We start from the raw sequence: 22,054 nt of genomic DNA on the forward strand, positions 1-22,054 counted from the left end.
CCCGGTCCCATTCCGAACCCGGTAGTTAAGCCCTTCTGCGCCGATGGTACTGCACTGGTTACGGTGTGGGAGAGTAGGTCGCCGCCGAACTTCTTTCGACAAAGCCCCTGCGGGTTGAGCGCCACAAGCGCTCCCCGCAGGGGCTTTGTCGTATTCCCAACCAGGCTCAGAACCAGTCGACCGGACCGTGCTGCCACACCGCGGTCGTCCGTCCTCCAACGCACGCAACTCGCGCAGCCAACAACCTGGCGGGGTCGCTACCACCCCTCACCTTGCCGACCGCGCCGTGCCAGCCAAGTCACCTGCGGCCGGCCAGCTTTCCGGAGTCCGATCAGCCCTCCGCAGCAACGCCGGCTCACAGGACTGACGCCCGCTCTCCGCCGGACTGCCCTTCCCTCAACCGGGTGAACACTGGCCGGATTCGCGTCCTGCCCCGTCCAGTAGTCATTTCCGTCGGCCGGAGAGGTGTCCCAAAACCATGGTCATCTTCGTCGCGCAATGAGGAAGACGCGTGGGGCGCCAGCGGCTCGTGGCCGCCGGGTACCTTCTCTCCCATGCACAACGAGCAACGTGCCGCCCGCCGTTCGGCCGAAGTGGGCAGGACGGCAGACCTCGCCACGAACCCGTTCCGGGTCGACCGGGACAGGGTCGCGAGCTCCCCGTTCTTCGCGCGGCTCGGCGGGGTCACGCAGGTCGTCAGCTCCACCGGCTCCGGCCTGCTCGTGCACAACCGCCTCACCCACAGCCTCAAGGTGGCGCAGGCAGCGCGCGCCATCGCCGAACGCCTCACCGCCCGCCCCGAGCTGACTGCGGTCCTGGAGAAGCTCGGCGGCTGCGACCCGGACGTGGTGGAGGCGGCGGCGCTGGCGCACGACCTCGGCCACCCGCCGTTCGGGCACCTCGGCGAGCAGGTGCTGGACCGGCTGGCGCGGCACCGGTTCGGGTTGCCGGACGGGTTCGAGGGCAACGCGCAGTCGTTCCGCATCATCACGACCACCGACGTGCGGGGGCCCAAGGCGCTCGGGCTCGACCTGACGGTCGCGGTGCGGGCGGCGATGTTGAAGTACCCGTGGACGCGCCGCCAGTCGCTCGGGCTCGCGGTGGCGCCGCGTGGTGCTTCGGAGCCGGAGGACATGCCGGGCACCGGCAGTTCCAAGTTCTCCGCGTACGTCACGGAGATCAACGACCTGCGGCAGGCGCGCGAGCCCTTCGAGGGGCGGATCGAGTCGTGGCAGCAGACCGTCGAGGCGAGCATCATGGACACCGCGGACGACATCGCCTACGCGATCCACGACCTCGAGGACTTCCATCGGGTCGGGGTGTTGCAGCACGCGACGGTCGCCGCGGAGCTCGGGACGTGGCAGGCGCAGGCGCTCGACCTCGCCGGGTTGAGCGACGCGGACCTGAGTGCGGAGATCCGGATGCCGGGGCGGTCGTTGGAGACGTTGCGGCGGCGCCTGCACTTCAAGGACTCCTGGGTGATGAGCGACGAGGCGTTCGCGTTGGCGGTGCGCAAGGTCGGCAAGGAGCTCGTCGACGGGTTGCTGGCGGTGCCGTTCGACGGGTCGGTCGAGGCCGAGCAGGCGGTTGCCGGGTTCAGTGCGCGGTGGACGCGCCGGCTCGTGGACGCGGTCGGGGTGATCGAGGAGCCGACGCCGCGGTCTGGACATGTTGTGCTCGCGGTGCAGCAGTGGCACGAGGTGCAGGTGTTGAAGTTCGTCCACCGGCGGTTCGTGTTGTTGCGGCCCGATCTCGCTTTGCACCAACGTGGACAGGCGCGTTTGCTCTCATCCCTGGTGGACGCTTTGGAGCAGTGGGTGACCGATCGGGCGGAGGCGGACCGGTTGCCGCGCAGGCTGCACGACCTCGTGGAGCTGGCCGAAACGGAGTACGCGACGCTGGCCCGGACGGAGCCGTCCACATTGGTCGGCGCGACCGGCGAGGTGCCCGCCGGCCCTGACGCGGTCAGGGGATTGGCACGTGGGCGTGCTGTCGTGGACTTCATCGCGTCGCTCACGGACAACCAGGCCGCCGCTCTGCTGGAAGCCCTTTCCGGGCGAACCGGTCAGTTGTGGACTGACGCGTTTGTTCTGTGAAGTGTGATTGCGTCTGCTCAGTGGGAAGTAGCCCAATCGGATGCTGACTGTGATCAGCTGGGCACCATACGTTGGCGCCTCGACCGGGAATCGCCGGTCGCAGGCTGCGTGCTCGGGGGCACGCCAACGTTCCGGGGGAGAAGCCCTGTGCGCCGATCGCGAAGAGGCACTTCGTTAGTCACCGCAGGTACAGCAGTTCTTCTGGCCGCACTCACGTCCGTCGCGCCCGCGTCCGCTGACCCGGTCAAGGCGTCCAAGTCCATCACCGACCGCACCTCCGCGCAGATCGCGGCGCTGCAGAGCATCAAGAAGTCGCTCACCCCGGCCGAGTCCAAAGTGGACAGCACGCTGGTGGTGGAGGCCCGCAAGCGCGCGTCGACGGCGACGACGAGCGGCCTTCCGCAGGTGCAGACCGGCGTCGCCGTGACGCCGCAGTCCACGACGCTGGTCGACATCCGCGCCAAGCACTACTCCGAGGACCTGGTCGGCGCTGTCCGCGCGGTGGGTGGACAGATCCGTGCCGTGTCCCCCGAGCACCGCACCGTGCGCGCCGAGGTCCCGGTCGCGAAGATCGCCGAGATCGCCGGGCGTTCCGACGTCGCCCGCGTCGAGCCCGGCAGTGACGCGATGACGCAGGACCTGAAGAACAAGCGGGACACCAAGGCGCGCAAGCAGGCCCCGTCCAAAGAGGACAAAGCTCGCGAGATCGAGCGCCGGTTGTCGGAGAAGCAGCTGTCGGTGCAGGCGGCCAAGGTCGCCGAGAGCGACAAGGCGCACGCCGCCGAGGCCGCGCGCGGGACGTACCGCGTCACCGGTGTCGGCGTGAAGCTCTGCGCCCTGTCCGACGGCGTGAGCTCGCTGGCCGTGTCGCAGGCCGCGGGCGAGCTGCCGGCCGTCGACATCGTGCCGGGTCAGGCGGGTTCCGGTGACGAGGGCACCGCGATGCTCGAGATCCTGCACGACCTCGCGCCCAACGCCGAGCTCGGCTTCGCCACGGCGTTCAACGGTGACGCGAGCTTCGCGGACAACATCAAGAAGCTGCGCTTCGACCTCGGCTGCGATGTCATCGTTGACGACGTCATCTACTTCAACGAGTCGCCGTTCCAGGACGGCATCATCGCGCGTGCCGTCGACGCGGTCGCCGCGGACGGCGCGGTGTTCTTCTCCAGCGCCGGCAACCAGGGCAACGTCGCGGACGGCACCGCCGGCCACTACGAGGGCCAGTTCGTCGACTCCGGTGTGGGCGTGGGCAAGTTCGCCGGCTCCGCGCACGACTTCAACCCGGACCCCAACGCGAAGCAGCTGTTCAACCCGCTGTCGAACTACTCCGGCGACAGCCCCGTGACGCTGCACTGGGCCGACCCGCTCGGCCAGTCGTTCAACGACTACGACCTGTACCTGGTCAACTCGCAGGGCAACGTTGTCACCTTCTCGCAGAACAACCAGGACGGCGCCCAGGACCCGTTCGAGCGCATCAACACCCCGAGCAGCTCGACGGGCACGCGCCTCGCGGTCGTGAAGTACCGCGGTGAGGACAAGTACTTCGCTCTGTCGCTGTTCGGCGGCCGCTTCGCCAACTCCAACGACGGGCTGCAGAAGTTCGTCACGCCCGGCATGACCCGCGGCCACTCGGCGGCCAAGGGCGCGATCTCCGTCGCGGCCGCTCCCGCCGCCGCGGCACTGCCGTTCGACCTGGAGCCCGGCGACCCCGCCAACCCGAAGGGCCCGTACCCCAACGCCTTCGACGGCACGCAGAAGCCTGAGCGCTTCACCTCCGACGGCCCGCGCAAGACCTTCTTCGCGCCCGACGGCACGCCGCTCGCCGAGACCCGCCAGAAGCCGGACATCACCGCGGCCGACGGCGTGACGACGTCCGTGCCGGGCTTCACGACGTTCTACGGCACGTCCGCCTCCGCGCCGAACGCCGCCGCGATCGCCGGCCTGATCCTGTCCGGCAACCCGACCCTGACGCCCGCCGAGGTCAAGCAAGCCCTCGTCACCACGGCGATCGACATCGTCGAGTCCGGTGTGGACAACCGCACCGGCGCCGGCATCGTGATGGCCGACAGGGCACTGGAGTACACGGGCGCCTCGCCGCAGGCCCTGGCCCGTGCGCAAAAGCCGACGGTCGTCAACGACGCCGACGGCAGCCAGTACCTGAAGCCGGGCACCACCGCCACGGTCACGGTCCCGGTCGCCAACGGCGGTGACGGCTCGGCCGCCTCGACCTCGGTCGTGCTGTCGACGACGACGCCGGGCATCACCATCGCGCCGCGCTCCAAGTACTACGGCAACATCGACCCGGGCCAGACCGTCAGCAACACCTACAAGGTGTCCGTGCCGGCCTCGGCCACGCTCGGCTCGGCGGTCAAGCTCGACGCACGCGTGACCTACGCGGGTACGACGTCACCGACGGCGGCCTCGTTCACGTTCCGCATCGGTGAGCCGTCGCGGGAGTTCAAGACGTTCGCCTACAGCGGTGCGCCGGTGGCCATCCCGGACAACGACCAGACCGGTGTCTCGATCTCGGTGCCCGTCACGGGTGTCGGTGGGGCGTCGAACCTGAGGTTCTCCGTGGACGGCGCGACGTGCTCGTCCACCGAGGGCTCCACGACGGTGGGCATCGACCACACCTTCGTGGGTGACCTGGTGGGCACGCTGACCTCGCCGGCGGGCAAGTCCGTGACGCTGTTCTCGCGCTCCGGCGGCACCGGCAACAACATCTGCCAGGCCGTGTTCGACGACTCGGCCGCGCGCCCGTTCTCCTCGGCCCTGAGCGGCGAGGCGCCGTTCACCGGGTCGTGGCAGGCCGGTGGCCAGCTGTCCTCGCTGCTGGCGGACTCCGCCGACGGCAACTGGACGTTCAAGGTCGCCGACGTGGTGGGCTCGGACCGCGGTTCCGTCCGGTCCGTGACGCTGCACGTGGCCGGCTGGGTCTGACGAGCCAGCTGACGAGTGGGAAGGCCCCCGGCTCGCGAGCCGGGGGCCTTCCTGTCGCGCCACCCAGGCCGGGAAAGCGAAAAGGGCGCCTCCCGCGAACGGGAAGCGCCCCTGTCGAGCTGGGCTAGCGGTTCGGCCACTCCCAGCGGATGCCGAACACGCCCGGTCCGAACCCGAGCGCCACGGCGTGCACGCCGCCGCCCGAGTCCAGGGTGAGGTTGCGGCGCCGCGAGGGCGTCTCGTCGCCCGCGGGCACGCTGTACTGCTGCACGCGCGAGGGCAGGTTCGCCTCGTCGAAGCGGACCTCGATCACGTACTCCCGCACCGGCAGGCGGAACTTGCGCGCGAACGTGTTGTTGCCCTTGGGGGCGTGGCCCTCGGGGAACACCAGCTGGTATTCCATGATGAGGGTCTCGCCCCTGGCCAGGGGACGTTCGAACATCATCTCCGCGACCATGATGTTGGCCTCGTGGTCGCGGGCGATGCGGCCCAGGTGGCAGTTGCGCACGTTCACGATCTCGGGGAGCACGTCGGACTCCTCGGTCTCGAACACGAGCGCCCAGCGGTCCGGGCCGTCCTGCTCGGCGCGCAGGATCTGCCGCACCCACACGGACTTCTGCCCGCCGTCGGCAGAGATCTCGATGCGGTCGTGCTGGCTGATCCTGCCGAGCTTCAGGTCGGAGGACGTGTCGACCTTCGAGAGAAGGTTCGCGACCCGCTCACGACGCGCCCAGAGGGCGTCGATCGGCATCATCGTCGTCGGGCGGCAGCGGCGGCCTCGCGGACGAGGTGGGCCGAGCAGCGCCGACAGACCCGACTGGGGCACGCCCAGGACCGACTCGAGGTGCCGCAGCGCCTCCAGTGATTCGGGGCGTTCAGGCCTTCGGCGTCCTGACTGCCAGTAGCTGAGCGTCGCGACGCTGATGGTGACGCCGCGCAGTGCCAACCGGTGCTGGATGCGGTCGAGGCTGAGCCGGCTCGCCTTGATCGCCGCCCTCAACGCCTCCGGGAACGGTCCCGTCGTCAAGAGCTGCGCAAGGCTGCCGTGGCCCGTTGAGTCCGTGTCATCAACGGCCAGTGTTGGTCGACCGGCAGCAGTCGTCATGGTGACTCCCCGCTGTCATAAGATCACGCCCCAGTGACCCTACCCGCCCGTGAACATCGCTGGTCGGAGCCGGATGGAGTCAATGGTTAATCCATACGGTTCATGAGTTCACGCTTTCGCGTCTCATCTGTCAAGCATTACGAACCCATCGGTAACATCCGAGTGCTGTTCACGCCCTGTGTCGAGGTGGTTCTACTGTGTGTGCGGTGACCGACCTCACGGCCTTCGACGACCCGTCGCACCTCCCGGTTCCCCGGTGAGCCGCGTCCGGCAAGTTCCCGGTGGGCGGGCGGTCGAAGTCGAGCCCGAGCGGGTGGCGGGGTGGATCCGGCGGTTCGCGGACCGGCACGGTGAGATCGACGTCCACGTGCGCGAGACCGAGGTGGAGATCGTCGCCGGAGACGGCGCGAAAGCCACCTTCACCACTCGCGGTGGAACCTCTGTGGAAGAGGTGGTTGAAAGGTTGGCGGAACCCCGCCGGATCGGGCTCGTGCTCGTCCGGCTCGGTGGTCACAGCGTCGGTGTGGCGTTCGGTGCGAGGGTCGAGGTCTCCGCCACGGACCGCAAGCAGGTCCACGGGCGCATCAGGGCCGGCGGGTGGTCGCAGCAGCGGTTCGCCCGGCGCCGGGAGGGCCAGGCCCGCGTCGCGCTGCAGGCGGCCGCGGACGACGTGGCGCGCGTCCTCGTGCCGCGGCTCGCCGAACTCGACTCGGTCGTGCTCGGCGGTGACCGGCAGGCGCTGGACGTCCTGCGCGACGACCGCAGGCTCTCGGGCGTCTTCGCCAAGGCCGAGGACCGCGTCCTCGACGTCCCGGAACCCCGGCGCTCGGTGCTGGACGAGGCCGCCGAACGCGCTCGGTGCGTCGAGATCGTGATCCAGGACACAGGGGCAACCGGACCGGTGGCCGGCCGCATGGATACGGGTGAGGGTGCCTGAACCGGGCGCCACCGACCTGCTGGAGCTGCAAGTGCGCAAACGAATGGTGATCGTGGCCGGAGCGGTCGCGCTGGGTGCCGTCGGCATCGCGGTGCCCGCGCTGGCGTTGAGCGGTGGCGACGGCGCGCCCCAGCCCACGACCTCGGCCCCGCCGGCACCGTCGACCACGCCCGCCGTGCCGTCGACCTCGCCGGACGCGCTGCCGTCGACCTCGCCGGACGCGCTGCCACCGACCTCCTCCGTCCCGCCGACGCCGCTGCCGACCACCCCGCAGCACCCGCCGACGTCCCGGCCCCCGTCGCCGACCTCCTCGATCCTGCCGACGCCGCTGCCCACCACGCCGCCCGCGACCCGGCCCGGCCCGACCACCTGGACCCCTCCCGCGACGACGCCTCCGGTGTCGTCGACCCCGGCCGGGTGAGGAGCACCCGCTGAACTGGGAGACCGAGTTCACCGACTGCTTCGACCGGTGCGCCGACTCGATGCGCTTCACGGCGTACCTGCTGTGCGGCAACTGGCACGAGGCGGAGGACGTCATGCAGTCGGCGTTCTTGAAGCTGTACCTGGCCGGTCCGAAGATGAGCGACCGGTCGGGGCTCGAACCGTACCTGCGCCAGATCGTCGTGCGGACGTTCCTCGCCGAACGCCGCAAAGTGCGGTGGCGCAGGGAGAAGCTGACCGACACACCTCCCGAGGGCCTGTCCTCCGTCGCAGGGGCGGAGGACAGGCTCGTGGTGTGGCAGGCGCTCACCGCCGTGCCCGCACGGCAGCGCGCTGTCCTCGTGCTGCGCTTTTGGCACGATCTCGGCGTCGAGGACACCGCCGCCGCGCTGAACTGCTCCACGGGCACGGTGAAGTCGCAGACCAGCAAGGGCCTGGAGACGTTGCGGCGCAAGCTCGGGCCGGAGTTCGACCACCTGAGGCTGGAGGTGTGATGGTTCGCGAAGACGACCTGAGGGCGACTTTCTCCGCTCTGCACCAGGACGCGGAGGCGCCGCCGCGTGCCGTCACGGCCGCCGATCTCATCCGGCGCGGCCGGGCCGTGCGCTCGCGCCGCCGCACCGTCGCCGTCGTCGGCACCGGGCTCGCCACCGCGGGCGTCGTGGCAGTGGCACTGGCCGTGCTGCCGGCCGTGAAGCCCTCCGACCCCGCGACGCCGCCGCTGCCGTCCACGACGTCCGCGCCGCCGACACCCTCCCCGGTGTCGCCGACGCCGGGCTCGGTCGGGGCGACGCCGACGACGGTCCGGCCCCCTGACCTGACCGGCGCACCGCGGTCGACGAGGGTGCCGGACCCGCCCTCCAGCCCGCGGACGCCGCCCGTGAGCGAACCGCAGACGTCCGTCCCGCCGGCCACCTCGTCGAGCCTGCTCCCCACGCGGCCTTCGCCGACCGGCTGAGGGACCGGCCGGCGGGGCGGCACAATCCGACGCCATGAGCGCTCAGATCCGCCTGGTCGAGATCACCGACGCCAACCGCGACGCCGTGGTCGCCGTGCGCGTGCATCCGGCGCAGGAACGCTTCGTCGCGTCCGTCGAGAAGTCGTTCCGGGACGCCGAGGACAACCCCGACGCCAACCCGTGGTTCCGCGCCGTCTACGACGGCGAGGAGCCCGTCGGGTTCGTCATGCTCAGCTGGGACGTGACGCCGGGGCCGGGGCTGGTCGGGCCGTACTTCCTGTGGCGCCTGCTCGTGGGCGCCGGGCACCAGGGCCGCGGCTACGGCACCGCGATCCTGCGCGAGGTCGTGGCGCTGCTACGGGCAGAGGGTGTTCCCGAACTGCTGACCAGTTGCGTGCCGGGGGAGGGGTCGCCCGAGCCGTTCTACCGCGGCTTCGGTTTCGTGCCGACCGGGGAGACCGACGAGGACGGCGAGGTCATCCTGCGGCTGGACCTGCGACGGTGAAGTGCCGGTCGGTGCCGGGGACCTCCAGTTCGTCGACGACCGCCACCGCCAAGTCCTCCGCCGAGATCGACGACGGACCGGTGAGCATCTCGGTCGTGCCGCGGCGGTAGGTACCGGTGCGCTCGCCGGGTTCCAGGAGCGCGGGCGGGCTCAGGTAGACCCAGTCGGCCTCGTGCGCCCGGCACGCTTCGAGCTGGTGCAGGCTCGCCTCCGCGATCGGGCGGATGTGCGGCGGCACGTAACGGTCGTCGTCGAGCACGAGACCCGTTCCGCCGGGTGTGCGCAGCGGAGCGGCGCCACCGACGACCAGCACCCGTGTTCCGGTCGTGCGTGCCGCGTCGAGGAGCGCCGTCGTGGTGGACCCGGTCGTGGCCTCCTGTCCCGGCCGCGGCCTGGTCGCCAGGACCACACCGTCCACTCCGGACAGAACGGTGGCCATCAGCTCGCGGTCGGCGGCGTCGCCGCGGACGACGTGCGCGCCGGGAGCCGCGGTGCGGTGCACCGCTGTCACGTCGTGCCCGCGCCTGAGCGCTTCCGCGACGACGCGCGATCCGACCATGCCGGACGCGCCGACTACTGCGATCTTCACCGGAGAGCTCCTTCGACGAGAACGGGTGCCGGTCGCTGACCGGCGACGATCGCCGCGAGGGCGAGGGCGAAACCGGTGAGCTGCACCGGGTCCAGGGTCTGGCCGAGGACGACGACGCCGAGCAGCGCGGCGGACATCGGGGAGAGCAGGCCGAGCATCGAGACGGACGTGACCGGCAGCGTGGTGACGGCGCGGAACCACAGCACGTAGGCGAGCAGCCCGCCGACGCCGCCGAGCCACAGGTAGCCGATCAGCGCTTGCGGGCCGATCGCGGGCGGCGGGCCTTCGAAGAGGAACGTCACCGGCAGCAGGAACACGCCGCCCGCGGTGAGCTGCCAGCCCGCGAACGCCGTCGGTCCCACGCCGGCGGGTCTGCCCCACTTCTTCGTCAGCGTCACGCCGAGCGCCATCGTCGCGGCGCCGGCCAGCCCGGCCAGCACGCCGACGAGGTCGAACCCGGCCGCCGGCCCGAGCACCACGAGCCCGACGCCGACCAGCCCCACGACGCCCCAGGCGAACCGCCAGGCCGACGGGCTCTCCTTGAGCACCCCGACCGCCAGCGACGCCACCACGAGCGGCTGAGCGGCCGCCAGGGTGGCCGCGACGCCACCGGGCAGGCGTTCGGCCGCGACGAACAGGAACGGGAAGAACATCCCGATGTTGAGCACGCCCAGCGCCGCCGCCCGCGCCCACCACGCGCCGCGCGGCAGCGTCCGGGTCAGCGCCACGGCGATCAGCCCCGCCGGGAGCGCGCGGAGCAGGCCCGCGAACAACGGGTGTCCCACCGGCAGCAGCTCGGTCGTGACCACGTAGGTCGAACCCCAGACCACCGGCGCGAACGCCGCCGCCGCGATCCGGGGGAGGTCGGTGTTTCTCACGCTTCCCAGTGTTGGTTTCCTGCGTCGATGAGTCCAACACATGCTTTTCATCCGATCAATCGTGGTTCACGATGGATGCTGTGGAGCTCCAGCAGATGCGGTACGTGGTGGCGGTGGCCGAGACGGGCAGCTTCACGAAGGCGGCCCGGCGGTGCCTCGTCGTCCAATCGGCGCTGAGCCACCAGATCGCGCGCCTCGAACGCTCTCTGGGCGCGCGGCTGTTCGAGCGCACCAGCCGCAGCGTCCGGCTGACTCCGGCCGGAGCGGCGTTCCTGCCGGCCGCGCGGCAGTGCCTCGACTTCGCCGAGCGGGCCGTCGCCGAGGTCGCCGCGGCGGTGGGGGAGGTGCGCGGCCGGGTGGTGGTGGGGGTGATCCCCACGGTCGCCGCGGTGGACCTGCCCGCCGCGCTGAAGGTGTTCCGCGAGCGCTATCCGCAGGTGCGGGTGGCGTTGCGGATGCTGCCCAGCCACGAGCTCGTCGAGCAGGTGCGGCAGGGGGCGCTGGACCTCGCGTTCCTCGGGCTGCCGCCCGGCGTGCGGCCGGAGGGGGTGCGGGGGCGGGAGCTGGCGCGCGACGAGCACGTGGCCGTGGTGGCGCCCGGTCACCCGTTCGCGTCCCGGGAGTCGGTGACGCTGGAGGTGATGGCGTCCGAGCTGTTCGCGGACTTCCCGGTGGCGTCTCCCGGGCGGTTGCAGTCGGACCAGGCCTTCGCCTCCGCCGGGGTGGACCGCGAGGTGGCGTTCGAGGTGACGACCGCGGAGCTGATGGCCGGGCTGATCCGGGAGGGGCTGGCGGTGGCGGTGCTGCCGTCGAAGTACGCGCCGCGGTTGAGCGGGGTGGCGACCTTGCCGGTGGTGGACGGGCCGTCCCGGGTGGAGCACCTGGTGTGGAGCGCGGCCGGACCGACCCCGGCCGCGGCCGCGTTCCTCGAGGTGTTGGGAGTGGAGCCGGGCTAGCCCGCGGTACCCGTCGACAGCAGGCCGCCGTCGACCCGCACGGTCTCCCCGGTGATCCAAGAAGCCCCGTCGGAGCAAAGGAAGGCCACGAGAGAGGCGACGTCCTCCGGCGTTCCGAGACGCTTCATCGGGTACTGCTGCGCCGCTTCCTCCTCACGGCCCACGTACAGCGCCTCGGCGAACTTCGTCTTCACGACCGCCGGCGCGACGGCGTTCACGCGCACCTTCGGCCCGAGCTGCCACGCCAGCTCCTCGGTGAGGCGGATCAGGGCCGCCTTCGAGGCGCCGTACGCGCCGATGACACCCGTGGAGCGGATGCCGCCGATCGAGGCGACGTTCACGACCGCGCCGCCGTGCTCGCCCATCCACGCCTTCCACGCCAGCTGGACGAAGCCGAGCGCGGCCACGACGTTGACGTCGAAGATCTTCCGGACGGCGTTGAGGTCGGCCTCCACCAAGAAGCCGAACTGCGGGTTGATGCCCGTGTTGTTCACGAGCACGTCGAGGCGGCCGAACTCCTCGACGGTGCGTGTGACGGCCTCTTCGCGGGACGCGTCGTCACCGGCGTTGCCCTGGACCGTGAGGACGCGGCCACCGGTGTCGGCCTCGAGCTGCCCGGCCGCCTCGGCGAGCTGGTCGGCCTTGCGGCCGGTGATGGTGACGGAGGCACCGCGGGAGAGGAACTCGCGTGCGATGCCGTAGCCGATGCCGCGGGACGCTCCGGTGACCAGCGCCGCCTTGCCCGAGAAGTCTTCGCTCATGCGCGGCAATCTATGCGTCCGGCCACAGGCGGGAAATTCGATGGTCGCGATCCCGTAGACTGGTTCGCGTGATCCTCCTGGAGTAGGCCGAACCGGACGTGCCATCCCTTTGCCATGCCCGGCTGTGCCGATTTCCCAGACGCACAGAAACGTATGCCTCCCGGAGTTCCTCTTGATCACCGCAACCGACATGGAGTTGCGCGCGGGCTCACGCATTCTCGTGAGCGGCGCCAACCTGCGCGTCCAGCCCGGCGACCGCATCGGCCTCGTGGGCCGCAACGGCGCCGGCAAGACCACCTCGCTGCGCGTTCTCGCCGGTGAGGGCGAGCCGTACGCCGGCGCCATCATGCGCAAGGGCGCGCTCGGCTACCTGCCGCAGGACCCGCGCGAGGGCGACCTGTCCGTCATCGCCAAGGACCGCGTGCTGTCCGCTCGAGGCCTCGACCAGCTGCTCCGCGACATGGAGAAGGCGCAGTCGAAGATGTCCGAGCTGGTCGACCCCGACGAGCTCGACAAGGCCGTCACCAAGTACGGCAGGCTCGAGGAGCGCTTCGCCGCGCTCGGCGGGTACGCCGCCGAGTCCGAGGCCGCCCGCATCTGCTCCAACCTCGGCCTGCCGGACCGCGTGCTCGCGCAGCCGCTGAGCACTCTCTCGGGTGGTCAGCGCCGCCGCGTCGAGCTGGCGCGCATCCTGTTCGCCGCCTCCGAGGCCGGTGTCGGCGCGAAGTCGAGCACGATCCTGCTGATCGACGAGCCGACCAACCACCTTGACGCCGACTCGATCACGTGGCTGCGCGGCTTCCTGAAGTCCCACGACGGCGGTCTCGTCGTGATCTCGCACGACGTCGAGCTGCTCGACGACGTCGTGAACAAGGTGTGGTTCCTCGACGCGATCCGCGGCGAGGTCGACATCTACAACCTCGGCTGGAAGAAGTACCTCGAAGCCCGTGCGACGGACGAGAAGCGCCGTCGCCGTGAGCGCGCCAACGCCGAGAAGAAGGCCGGCGCGCTGATGACGCAGGCCGCCAAGATGGGCGCGAAGGCCACGAAGGCCGTCGCGGCGCAGAACATGGCGAAGCGCGCGCAGAAGCTGCTCGACGGTCTCGACGACGTGCGCCAGAGCGACAAGGTCGCGAAGATCACCTTCCCGGCGCCCGCGCCGTGCGGCAAGACCCCTTTGACGGCAGAGGGTCTGAGCAAGTCCTACGGGTCACTGGAGATCTTCACCGGCGTCGACCTCGCGATCGACAAGGGCTCCCGCGTCGTCGTGCTCGGCTTCAACGGCGCCGGCAAGACGACGCTGCTGCGGTTGCTCGGCGGCAGCGAGAAGATGGACGCGGGCAAGGTCGTCCCCGGCCACGGCCTGAAGATCGGCTACTTCGCCCAGGAGCACGAGACGCTCGACCACAACGCGTCGGTGTGGGAGAACATCCGCCACATGGCGCCGGACGAGCAGGAGCAGCGGCTGCGGTCGCTGCTCGGCACGTTCCTGTTCAGCGGCGAGCAGCTCGACCAGCCCGCAGGCACGCTGTCCGGTGGCGAGAAGACGCGACTGGCGCTCGCCGGCCTGGTGTCGTCGGCCGCGAACGTGCTGCTGCTCGACGAGCCCACGAACAACCTCGACCCTGCTTCGCGCGAGCAGGTGCTCGACGCGTTGCGGCGCTACGAGGGCGCGGTCGTCCTCGTGACGCACGACCCCGGAGCGGTCGAGGCGCTGGAACCCGAGCGGGTGATCCTGCTGCCCGACGGCACCGAGGACCACTGGTCCGAGGACTACCTCGACCTCGTCCAGCTCGCGTGATCTCCACCCGCCAAAGGACTACCGAGCGCGTTTCGTGATCAACTGAGTGTGATCGATTCGACCGTTCGGCGATCTCTTTGCTTGATCACCTGGCGTTCTGCCGGTTCCTGTTCGATCATTGCGACGACAGGGGCCGTAGAACGGCCCACCTGCTCGTACGGAAGGCGGGACAAGGTGGCTGACCTGAAGAAGGGTGCCCGGATCACCGGCGCCACGCGGGACAAGCTGGCCGCTGACCTGAAGAAGAAGTACGAAAAGGGCGCGAGCATCCGGGCTTTGGCGGAGAGCACCGGGCGTTCCTACGGCTTCGTGCACCGGGTTCTGTCGGAATCCGGGGTCACGCTGCGCGGTCGCGGTGGCGCCACCCGGACGAAGAAGAAGTAGCCCCGACCCAGACTGCTACTCTCCGGTAACTAGCTTCTAGTCCGCCGGAGGTAACCACCATGCCAGTGCCTTCCATCGACGCTGGCGTGCTCGAGCGCGGTGGCGTTCGGCTCGCGATCTCAGGGCCGCGCGCGACCATCACGCTCGATCGTCCCGACGTGCTCAACGCGCAGACGCCCGCCACGTGGCAGGCGTTGCGGCACATCGGCGAACAGCTGGACCCGGACGTCCGCGTCGTGGTCGTCCGGGGCTCCGGCCGCGCCTTCTCGGCGGGGCTGGACCGGCGCATGTTCACCGGTGAGCCCGTCGACGGCGAACCCGGTGGTCTCGGAGCGATCCTGGCGCTGTCTCCCGGGGAGGCGGACGCCCGCATCGCGTCGTACCAGGCCGGGTTCAGCTGGCTGCGCGACCCGGCACGCGTGACGATCGCCGCGGTGCACGGGCACGCCATCGGCGCGGGTTTCCAGCTGGCGCTGGCGTGCGACTTCCGCGTGCTCGCCGAGGACGCGCAGTTCTGCATGGCCGAGACCGGGCTGGGTCTGGTGCCCGACCTCGGCGGCACGCTGCCGTTGGTGCGACTCGTGGGGTACTCGCGCGCGGCCGAGATGTGCGTGACGTCCCGCCGGGTGCCGGCGGAGGAGTCGCTGCGGATCGGCCTCGCGAACTCCGTCGTGCCCGCCGGCGAGCTCGACGGCGCCGTCGACGCGCTCGTGGCCGCCGTGCTGAAGTCGCCCGCGGGTGCCGTCGCGGAGACGCTCGGGCTGATCGCGGCCGCGGCGTCCGGTGTCGACGCCGAGGCGCAGCTCGCGCTGGAACGCGCCGCTCAGCTGCGCCGGTTGCGGTCTTTCGCGGCCCTGTCCGCTCAAAGCTGAAACTTTCCGCCGTCCTAGCAGCGCTCGACGGAATTGTCGGACCGCTGTGCTGTTCTAGTGAGCGTGGACGGCTACAGCTCCTGGCGATTCATGATGGGGGTCACCTCCGACGCGCCCGCGAAGGTGCGCCGGGGAACCCTCCGGCGCGTGCTGGCCTTCGCCCGGCCCCACCGGGCGAAGCTGCTGGTGTTCCTCCTGCTGACGGTGGTGTCGGCGGCCCTCGCGGTGACGACGCCGCTGCTGGCGGGCCGCGTGGTCGACGCGATCGTGAAAGGGGCGAACCCCTCCGTCGTGGTGTGGCTCGCCGTGGTGATCGCGGTGATCGCCCTGACCGACGCCGGTCTGGGCGTCGTCGAGCGCTGGCAGTCGACCCGCATCGGTGAAGGCCTGATCTACGACCTTCGCCGTGCCGTGTTCGGTCACGTGCAGAAGATGCCGGTCGCGTTCTTCACCCGCACGCGCACCGGTGCGCTCGTGTCGCGCCTGAACAACGACGTGATCGGCGCCCAGCGCGCGTTCACGTCCACGCTGTCCGGTTTCGTCACGAACATCATCCAGCTGGTGCTGGCGCTGGGCGTCATGTTCGCGCTGTCGTGGCAGGTCACCGCCCTGGCGCTGGTGCTGCTGCCGGTGTTCGTGCTGCCCGCCAAGCGCATGGGCAAGCGGATGGCGGAGATGCAGCGCGAGGCGTCGAGCCTGAACGCCGAGATGGTCACGCAGTCGACGGAGCGCTTCTCCGCCCCCGGCGCGACCCTGGTGAAGCTGTTCGGCCGCCCCGACCGCGAGGAGCGGGAGTTCGGCGAGAAGGCCGCGCAGGTCCGCGACATCGGCATCCGGACCGCGATGGCCACCCGCTGGTTCATGACCGGTTTGACGCTGGTGTCGTCGCTGGCCCAGGCCCTCGTCTACGGCCTGGGCGGGTACCTGGCGCTGACCGGGCACCTCGCCGCCGGCGCCGTGGTGTCGCTTGCCCTGCTGCTCACGCGCCTGTACGCGCCCCTGACCGCGCTCGCGAACGCCCGCGTCGACCTGATGACGGCGTTGGTGTCGTTCGAACGCGTCTTCGAGGTGCTCGACCTCGACCCGATGATCAAGGAAAGCGAGAACCCGCGCACGGTGCCCGACGGCCCGGTGTCGGTCGAGTTCTCCGATGTCCGCTTCGCCTACCCGTCCGCGGACAAGGTGTCGCTCGCCTCGCTGGAGTCGGTGGCCACCCTGGACACCCGCGGCGGCGAGGAAGTGCTGCACGGCATCAGCTTCGAGGCCCTGGGGGGCCAGCTCGTCGCCGTGGTCGGCTCGTCCGGCGCCGGCAAGTCGACGCTGGCGTCCCTCGTGCCACGCCTGTACGACGTCGACTCCGGTGCCGTGCGGCTGTCCGGAGTGGACGTCCGCGACCTGTCGTTCGACTCGCTGCGCGCCACCGTCGGCGTGGTGACGCAGGACGGCCACCTGTTCCACGACACCATCCGCGCGAACCTCGAGTACGCCTCACCCGGCGCGTCCGACGAGGAGCTGTGGGACTCGCTGCGCCGCGCCCGCCTGCTCGACCTGGTCGCCTCGCTGCCCGACCAGCTGGACACCGTCGTCGGCGAACGCGGCTACCGCCTCTCCGGTGGCGAACGCCAACGCCTGACCATCGCCCGCCTGCTCCTCGCCAAGCCGCGCGTCGTGATCCTCGACGAGGCCACCGCCCACCTCGACTCGGAGTCGGAAGCCGCGGTGCAGGAAGCGCTGACCGAGGCGCTGAACGGCCGCACCGCCCTGGTCATCGCGCACCGGCTGTCGACCATCCGCAACGCCGACCAGATCCTAGTGCTCGAGCACGGCGAGATCGTCGAACGCGGCACGCACACCGAGCTGATGGCGGCCGAGGGCCGCTACGCGGACCTCTACAACACGCAGTTCGCGCAGCCGCCGGTGGTCGGGGTGTTCCCGACGCCGAAGTTCAGCGAGCGCGCCGGGGTGGCGGAGGCGGCGCAGACGTCCTGACGGAGCGAACGCCCTGACGGGTGCCCGGCTCGCATCGCGGGCCGGGCTGCGGAGCTGGGCTGGCTGGTGCCCGGCCGAGGCTGAGGCCCGGCGGGCACGACCCGCGACGCGAGCAGGGCTGTGGGCTGGGCGGGCTGTGAGGCTGGCTGGCGCCGGCCGTGCTGAAGCCCGGCGGGCACGGCCATGAGGGCTGGCAGGGTCCGCGCGCGTCAGGCCTGGTTGTCGGCGTGTCCAAGTGCGCCGCCCCGCCGCCCTGCAGCCCCGTCTGCCAGCCGCAGCTCACCCCGCTGCCTCCGCACCGCCGACCTGTGCCCGGCCCGGCCTTTGCCCCGACCCTCTCCGCCGCTGACGGTCAGCCCTTCAGAAACGCCGCCGTCGCGGTCAGTGCGCTCTGCGACGAACCGGCGTTCTCGACGAAGACCGCGAACGCCACGGTGCCCTGGTAGCCCACGAACCAGCCGTGCTCGGTGCCGCCGCCCGCCTCCGCGGTGCCCGTCTTCCCCGCCAAGCCGGGGATCGCGGCCAGCTGCTTCGCCGTGCCGCCGGTGACGACCTCGCGCATCATCGCGCGCAACGGCTGCAGCACCGCCGCGGGAGGAGCGGCCGCCACGTCGTTCGGCGTCGAGGGCTTGCCGCGCATCAGCGTCGGCGTGGGCTGCTTGCCGGAGACGACGGTCGCGGCGACGAGCGCCATGCCGAACGGGCTCGCGACCACGTTGCCCTGGCCGAAGCTGTTCTCCACCTGCTGGTCGCCGGTCGCGGGCGGCACCTTGCCGGTGTTCGTGTCGGCGCCGGAGATGGTCCAGTCGGCTCCCAGCCCGAAGCGCTTCGCCATGTCCGGCAACGCGTTCGGCCCCAGCTTCAGGCCCAGCTCGCCGAAGGTCGTGTTGCAGGACAGCGCGAACGCCGTGTGGAACGGCAGGCTGTCGTGGCCGAAGCCCGCGTTGCTGATCGTGCGCGTGCCGACGGTGTCGGTGGCGGGGCAGGGGAGTGCGGTGTTCGCCCCGACCAGGCCCGCGTTCAGGGCCGCCGCCGCGGTGACGATCTTCAACGTCGATCCGGGGGCGTAGCGGCCGACGAACGGGTTGGTGCCGCTCAGGGCCTTGTTCTGGGCCACGGCGAGGATCTCGCTCGTCGAGGCCTCGATCGCCACGATCGCCGCGCCCTTCGGCAGGGCGTCGACGGCGGCCTGGGCGGCTGCCTGGCGGGCCGGGTCGATGGTGACGGTGATCTTCTGGCCGCCCTCGGGCTTCTTGCCGTCCAGTGCGGTGAAGGTCGCGCCGGAGCTGATGCCGACCTCCCAGCCGTCGGTGCCCTGCACGTCGCCGGCCGAGCCGGTGATCGACCTGTAGAGGCCGTCCGGGATCGCGCTCTGGACGAGCGGCTTGCCGTCACGGCCCAGCAGGGCGCCGTCGGCCAGCGCCTTGCGGAAGACGAGCGAGGCGCCCTCGGTCAGCTGCGGGTGGATCAGCGCCGGGCTCCAGTGGACCTTCCAGGTGCCGCCCGCACGCGTCATCGGGACCTTGACGTCGTACTCGAGCCGGCTGGAGTTCGGCATCGTCCACGTGACGGCCGCGGTGAGCTCGGTGGTGGTGGCGTCCGCCGCCGGTGGTTCGGCCGCGGCCAGCCGGGCCTGGTGGACGGAGGTGCTCATGCCGGCCTTCGTGGCCTCCAGGGCCGGTACCGCCGCGTCCGGCGCGTCGGTGAACGGCGCGGCGCTGGCCGGACCGGAGAACGCCCTGGTCAGGAACGACTGGGCCACCTGCGACGGCGTCTGCGGGGTCGTGGTCTGCGAGGTCGTGGTCTGCGGCCTCCCGCCCGGTGCGTCCGCGGCCGTCGGGTCGCCGGACCACAGCAGCGCGCCCCCCACGCCGACAAGGGTCGCCGTGGCGAGCGCGCCGCCGATCAGGATCCATCTACGAGTTCTCTGCTCCACCGGTGAAGTCCCCCCACGTCAGTGCTTTCCCCGGTGGGAGACTAACGGCGGACCGCTCGGGAGAACTGCGCATTTCCACTCATCCGAGCTGCGGGACGCGGGTCTGGTAGTGCCTGAGCAGGTCGGCGTTGGCCGCGTCGCCGCCCTCCACGTTCGCGCTGCGCCACAGCGGCAGTTGCACACCGCTCGCGGCGGCCTTGTCGACGAGGCGCACCATCAGCAGGTTCCACAGGAACGTGGTGGCGAGGGTCGAGATGGCGGCGGTGACCGGCGCCTGCTCCGGGTAGGTCGAGTCACCGGGCGGGACCAGGTTGTCCAGCACCACGGTCGCGACCTCGGCCAGCGTCACGCCCGCGCGGCGCGGGGCCTTGGCGCTCGACGCCACGGACGTGACGGCGACGACCGGGCAGCCCTTGCCGGCGGCCTCCTGGGCCAGCTCGACCGGGTAGGGATTGACGCCCGAGGTCGAGAAGACGAACAGGACGTCGTGCGGCGCGAAACCCGACTCGCGCAGGACCTCGCCCGCGAGTCCGGAACGGCGTTCGGCGGACGTGCTGCTGATCGCGCCGTGCATCGGGAGCAGCTCGGGGTGGTAGACCGGGCGGACGCAGGCCAGGCCACCCGCGCGGTAGAAGGTCTCGGCGACCGCCGCCAGCGAGTGCCCCGCGCCCGCGGTGAGGAGGAGTCCGTCAGCCTGCACTGCGGCGAGCACGAGCTCGGCCACGTCGTCCAGTGCGGTCGCGTTGTGCTGTTCCACGCGCGTCAGGTGCGTGCGCACGAGGTTGCCGTAGTCGGAGCCGGTCACGGTGTCGGTCGTCATGCGGCCCAGTAGTACCCGATCGCCGAAGACCCCACCAGTAACCCGGGCACCACGAACCTCGATACGCGCGACAACGGGACCGTTGCGGGCAAGGGGGTGGGGTGGATCAGGCGGCACTACTGCTTCTGGGTGGTGCTCGCGGCGGTCTCCACGGCCGCCGGGGCCGCGCACATCGCGCTGGCGGTCACCTGCTCCGAGCTCTGGCCGGTGTGGGCGGCGCTGGTGTTGCTCGTCGTCGCCGGAGGGTGCGCGCGGGCGGCGGTGCACGCCCGCCCCTGACCCCGCAGGTCCTCCGGCCGGTCGACGTCCGCGCCGTCCGCGATGTCGGCGCACTCGACGAGACGCACGGTGTTCGCCCTGAGGTAGTCCCGCGCACCCTGGTCGCCCGCCGCGGAGGCCACGACGCCCGTGAAGTGGTCCGAGCCGATCAGCACCGGGTGCCCGATCTCGCCGTCGTAGGTGGCGCGGGCCAGAACTCCCGGTCCGGCCAGGCCGATCAGGCGGTGCAGGGCGTCCACCGTGACTCCGGGAGTGTCCACGGGGAGGACGACGACGGCGTCCGCGACACCGACGGCGCGCAGGCCGGTGCGCAACGACGAACCCATGCCGGTGTCCCAGTGGGGGTTGTCGACGACGGTCACGCCGTCCAGCACGGCACGCCGGCGCACTTCTGCGGCCTGTGCGCCGAGCACGACGACGACCGGGTCGCAGCCGGCGGACAGCAGCAGCTCCGCCGCCGACTCGACGAAGAGCTTGCCGTCCAGCGGGACGAGGGCCTTGGGGGAGCCGAACCGGCGGCCGGCCCCCGCGGCGAGCAGGAGACCGGCCACGCGCATGACGTCGAATCTAGTTCAGGTGCTCCAGGATCAGCGAGGAAACGGCCTCGGGGATCTCCTCGGGGATCCAGTGGCTGACGTCCTCGACCATCTCGAACCGGTACGGCCCGGTGCACCACTTCTCGGTCTCGAACGCCGCCACCGACCCGAAGGCGACGTCCTCGGTGCTCCACACGTACATGGTCTTGACGCTGACCTTGTCCGCAGCGCCGTGCGGCTTGCCGGCGCGGTACCAGTTCAACGCCGCTGTCAGCGCGCCCGGCTCCGACAGCCGCTGGACGTACTCGTCGACGTGCGAGGGGCGCACCCGCCACTCGAACATCGAGCGCAGCGCGTGGGCGTTGTTGTCGAGCATGCGCTTCTCGGTGCTGCGTTCGCGCCAGTCGAGCATGTACTGCGACCGCATCGCCTGCTCCTCGTCGGTCTGCAGGGCGGTCTTCAACGCACCGGGGTGCGGGGTGGAGAAGACGCTGAGCGTGCGGACGCGTCCGGGGTGCTCGATCGCGGTCCACCAGGCGACGGCGCCGCCCCAGTCGTGGCCGACCAGGTCGAACGTGTCCCAGCCCAGCGCGTCGGCCATCGCGATCACGTCACCGACGAGGTGCGTGACGGTGTACTCGGAGGCCTGCTCCGGGCGCACGCCGGGGGAGTAGCCGCGCTGGTCGGGCGCGACGGCGCGGAAGCCGTTCACGCCGAGCACCGCTACCTGGTGCTCCCACTCGATGGCGGCCTCGGGGAACCCGTGCAGGAGCAGCACCGGTCGGCCGTCCTCGGGGCCGGACGCGATGGCGTCGAAGGTGCCTGCGTCGGTGGGGATGCTGAGGTGGTCGATCACGGCTGGGAACCCTACTGCGTGAGTTCGGCGGAGACGTTCCGCAGGCGGTGCCCCGGCGTCGCCGGTCGTGGACAGGTGTGACCTGCTCTCGCCGTGCGAGCCGAAAGGCGCCGAGGCCTCCACGATCGGGTGACGGTCGAGCTGCGCGACTACTGTGAGGAGCACGGCCGGTACGACGCCGTCGTCAGCGTCGAGATGATCGAGGCGGTCGGTGCCGGGCACTGGCCGGACTGCTTCTCGATGCTCGACCGCGTGCTCGCGCCGGGCGGCCGCGTGGAGCTGCGGGCGATCACCACGCCGCACGACCGCATGATCGCCGGAAGGCCGGCTTCACCTGGATCCACAAGCACATCTCCCCCGTCGGCCCGCTCGACCGAGAAGTCGGTGCGCGACCACACCGGCTGCGGATCGTCGA

The 22,054-nt window shown here is 71.1% G+C and carries 20 protein-coding genes, 1 rRNA gene and 1 pseudogene; 14 read left to right on the plus strand and 8 right to left on the minus strand.

Annotation, left to right across the window (positions count from 1 at the left end; genetic code table 11):
* From rrf to BLQ91_RS38835, 3 genes are all read left to right on the plus strand, one after another.
* Positions 1 to 90, plus strand: a 5S ribosomal RNA gene (gene rrf / locus BLQ91_RS38825); the annotation flags it as partial.
* 464 nt (positions 91 to 554) lie between these two features.
* Positions 555 to 2,096 carry a deoxyguanosinetriphosphate triphosphohydrolase family protein gene (locus BLQ91_RS38830; RefSeq protein ID WP_090105484.1) on the plus strand — a complete coding sequence of 514 codons (1,542 nt, stop codon included), beginning with the start codon at positions 555 to 557 and terminating at the stop codon, positions 2,094 to 2,096.
* Between the two features lie 147 nt (positions 2,097 to 2,243).
* Positions 2,244 to 5,036, plus strand: coding sequence for a S8 family serine peptidase (locus BLQ91_RS38835; RefSeq protein ID WP_245734298.1), 2,793 nt, complete (start codon positions 2,244 to 2,246; stop codon positions 5,034 to 5,036).
* A gap of 124 nt (positions 5,037 to 5,160) precedes the next feature.
* Here BLQ91_RS38835 and BLQ91_RS38840 read toward each other — a convergent pair whose 3' ends face one another.
* Positions 5,161 to 6,063 carry a hypothetical protein gene (locus BLQ91_RS38840; protein WP_236220139.1) on the minus strand — a complete coding sequence of 301 codons (903 nt, stop codon included), beginning with the start codon at positions 6,061 to 6,063 and terminating at the stop codon, positions 5,161 to 5,163.
* 334 nt (positions 6,064 to 6,397) lie between these two features.
* On the opposite strand from BLQ91_RS38840, the gene BLQ91_RS38845 reads away from it, so the two are divergent.
* The 5 genes from BLQ91_RS38845 to BLQ91_RS38860 are packed head-to-tail and all read left to right on the plus strand — an operon-like array spanning position 6,398 to position 8,982.
* On the plus strand, positions 6,398 to 7,078 hold the full coding sequence (locus BLQ91_RS38845; RefSeq protein WP_090105491.1) for an acVLRF1 family peptidyl-tRNA hydrolase: 681 nt from the start codon (positions 6,398 to 6,400) through the stop codon (positions 7,076 to 7,078).
* The gene (locus BLQ91_RS41940) at positions 7,065 to 7,499 is read left to right on the plus strand and encodes a hypothetical protein (RefSeq protein WP_176960200.1); all 435 of its coding nucleotides are present in this window, start codon (positions 7,065 to 7,067) and stop codon (positions 7,497 to 7,499) included. Before BLQ91_RS38845 ends, BLQ91_RS41940 begins: the two co-directional genes overlap by 14 nt.
* A gap of 10 nt (positions 7,500 to 7,509) precedes the next feature.
* Complete coding sequence (locus BLQ91_RS38850; RefSeq protein WP_090105519.1) at positions 7,510 to 8,013, plus strand: SigE family RNA polymerase sigma factor; 504 nt, start codon at positions 7,510 to 7,512, stop codon at positions 8,011 to 8,013.
* On the plus strand, positions 8,013 to 8,477 hold the full coding sequence (locus tag BLQ91_RS38855) for a hypothetical protein (RefSeq protein ID WP_090105493.1): 465 nt from the start codon (positions 8,013 to 8,015) through the stop codon (positions 8,475 to 8,477). Before BLQ91_RS38850 ends, BLQ91_RS38855 begins: the two co-directional genes overlap by 1 nt.
* Before the next feature lie 34 nt (positions 8,478 to 8,511).
* Positions 8,512 to 8,982 (plus strand): GNAT family N-acetyltransferase, encoded by a 471-nt coding sequence (locus tag BLQ91_RS38860; protein WP_176960201.1) that lies wholly within the window; start codon positions 8,512 to 8,514, stop codon positions 8,980 to 8,982.
* Here BLQ91_RS38860 and BLQ91_RS38865 read toward each other — a convergent pair.
* Complete coding sequence (locus tag BLQ91_RS38865; RefSeq protein ID WP_090105495.1) at positions 8,954 to 9,571, minus strand: NAD(P)-dependent oxidoreductase; 618 nt, start codon at positions 9,569 to 9,571, stop codon at positions 8,954 to 8,956. The two genes, BLQ91_RS38860 and BLQ91_RS38865, sit on opposite strands and share 29 nt — an antisense overlap.
* Entirely contained in the window at positions 9,568 to 10,449 is an 882-nt protein-coding gene (locus BLQ91_RS38870; protein ID WP_245734300.1) for an EamA family transporter, read from the minus strand. Before BLQ91_RS38870 ends, BLQ91_RS38865 begins: the two co-directional genes overlap by 4 nt.
* A gap of 80 nt (positions 10,450 to 10,529) precedes the next feature.
* Between BLQ91_RS38870 and BLQ91_RS38875 the strand changes: the two genes are divergently transcribed.
* The gene (locus BLQ91_RS38875) at positions 10,530 to 11,405 is read left to right on the plus strand and encodes a LysR family transcriptional regulator (protein WP_090105499.1); all 876 of its coding nucleotides are present in this window, start codon (positions 10,530 to 10,532) and stop codon (positions 11,403 to 11,405) included.
* Here BLQ91_RS38875 and BLQ91_RS38880 read toward each other — a convergent pair.
* Positions 11,402 to 12,166: an SDR family oxidoreductase gene (locus BLQ91_RS38880; RefSeq protein WP_090105523.1), complete on the minus strand. Its 765-nt coding sequence runs from the start codon at positions 12,164 to 12,166 to the stop codon at positions 11,402 to 11,404. The genes BLQ91_RS38875 and BLQ91_RS38880 overlap by 4 nt on opposite strands.
* A gap of 172 nt (positions 12,167 to 12,338) precedes the next feature.
* Between BLQ91_RS38880 and BLQ91_RS38885 the strand changes: the two genes are divergently transcribed.
* From BLQ91_RS38885 to BLQ91_RS38900, 4 genes are all read left to right on the plus strand, one after another.
* The gene (locus BLQ91_RS38885) at positions 12,339 to 13,967 is read left to right on the plus strand and encodes an ABC-F family ATP-binding cassette domain-containing protein (protein ID WP_090105500.1); all 1,629 of its coding nucleotides are present in this window, start codon (positions 12,339 to 12,341) and stop codon (positions 13,965 to 13,967) included.
* 174 nt (positions 13,968 to 14,141) lie between these two features.
* Entirely contained in the window at positions 14,142 to 14,351 is a 210-nt protein-coding gene (locus tag BLQ91_RS38890) for a helix-turn-helix domain-containing protein (RefSeq protein WP_030473247.1), read from the plus strand.
* Between the two features lie 59 nt (positions 14,352 to 14,410).
* A complete protein-coding gene (locus BLQ91_RS38895; RefSeq protein ID WP_090105502.1) occupies positions 14,411 to 15,223 on the plus strand; it encodes an enoyl-CoA hydratase/isomerase family protein in 813 nt (270 codons plus the stop codon).
* A 90-nt stretch (positions 15,224 to 15,313) separates the two neighbouring features.
* A complete protein-coding gene (locus BLQ91_RS38900) occupies positions 15,314 to 17,212 on the plus strand; it encodes an ABC transporter ATP-binding protein (RefSeq protein WP_090105525.1) in 1,899 nt (632 codons plus the stop codon).
* A 352-nt stretch (positions 17,213 to 17,564) separates the two neighbouring features.
* Here the strand turns inward: BLQ91_RS38900 and BLQ91_RS38905 are convergent, their stop codons facing one another.
* From BLQ91_RS38905 to BLQ91_RS38920, 4 genes are all read right to left on the minus strand, one after another.
* Complete coding sequence (locus BLQ91_RS38905; RefSeq protein WP_143023083.1) at positions 17,565 to 19,148, minus strand: penicillin-binding transpeptidase domain-containing protein; 1,584 nt, start codon at positions 19,146 to 19,148, stop codon at positions 17,565 to 17,567.
* A 79-nt stretch (positions 19,149 to 19,227) separates the two neighbouring features.
* A complete protein-coding gene (locus BLQ91_RS38910; RefSeq protein WP_090105506.1) occupies positions 19,228 to 19,968 on the minus strand; it encodes an SIS domain-containing protein in 741 nt (246 codons plus the stop codon).
* Between the two features lie 116 nt (positions 19,969 to 20,084).
* Positions 20,085 to 20,804: a nucleotidyltransferase family protein gene (locus BLQ91_RS38915; protein WP_090105508.1), complete on the minus strand. Its 720-nt coding sequence runs from the start codon at positions 20,802 to 20,804 to the stop codon at positions 20,085 to 20,087.
* A gap of 10 nt (positions 20,805 to 20,814) precedes the next feature.
* A complete protein-coding gene (locus BLQ91_RS38920; RefSeq protein WP_090105510.1) occupies positions 20,815 to 21,639 on the minus strand; it encodes an alpha/beta fold hydrolase in 825 nt (274 codons plus the stop codon).
* Positions 21,640 to 21,768: 129 nt separating this feature from the next.
* Between BLQ91_RS38920 and BLQ91_RS43955 the strand changes: the two are divergent.
* Positions 21,769 to 21,897, plus strand: a pseudogene (locus BLQ91_RS43955) (SAM-dependent methyltransferase); the annotation flags it as partial.
* Positions 21,898 to 22,054: the final 157 nt, after the last annotated feature.

The sequence above is a fragment of the Lentzea jiangxiensis genome (assembly GCF_900104175.1).
GTDB classification, from domain to species: Bacteria; Actinomycetota; Actinomycetes; order Mycobacteriales; family Pseudonocardiaceae; genus Lentzea; species Lentzea jiangxiensis.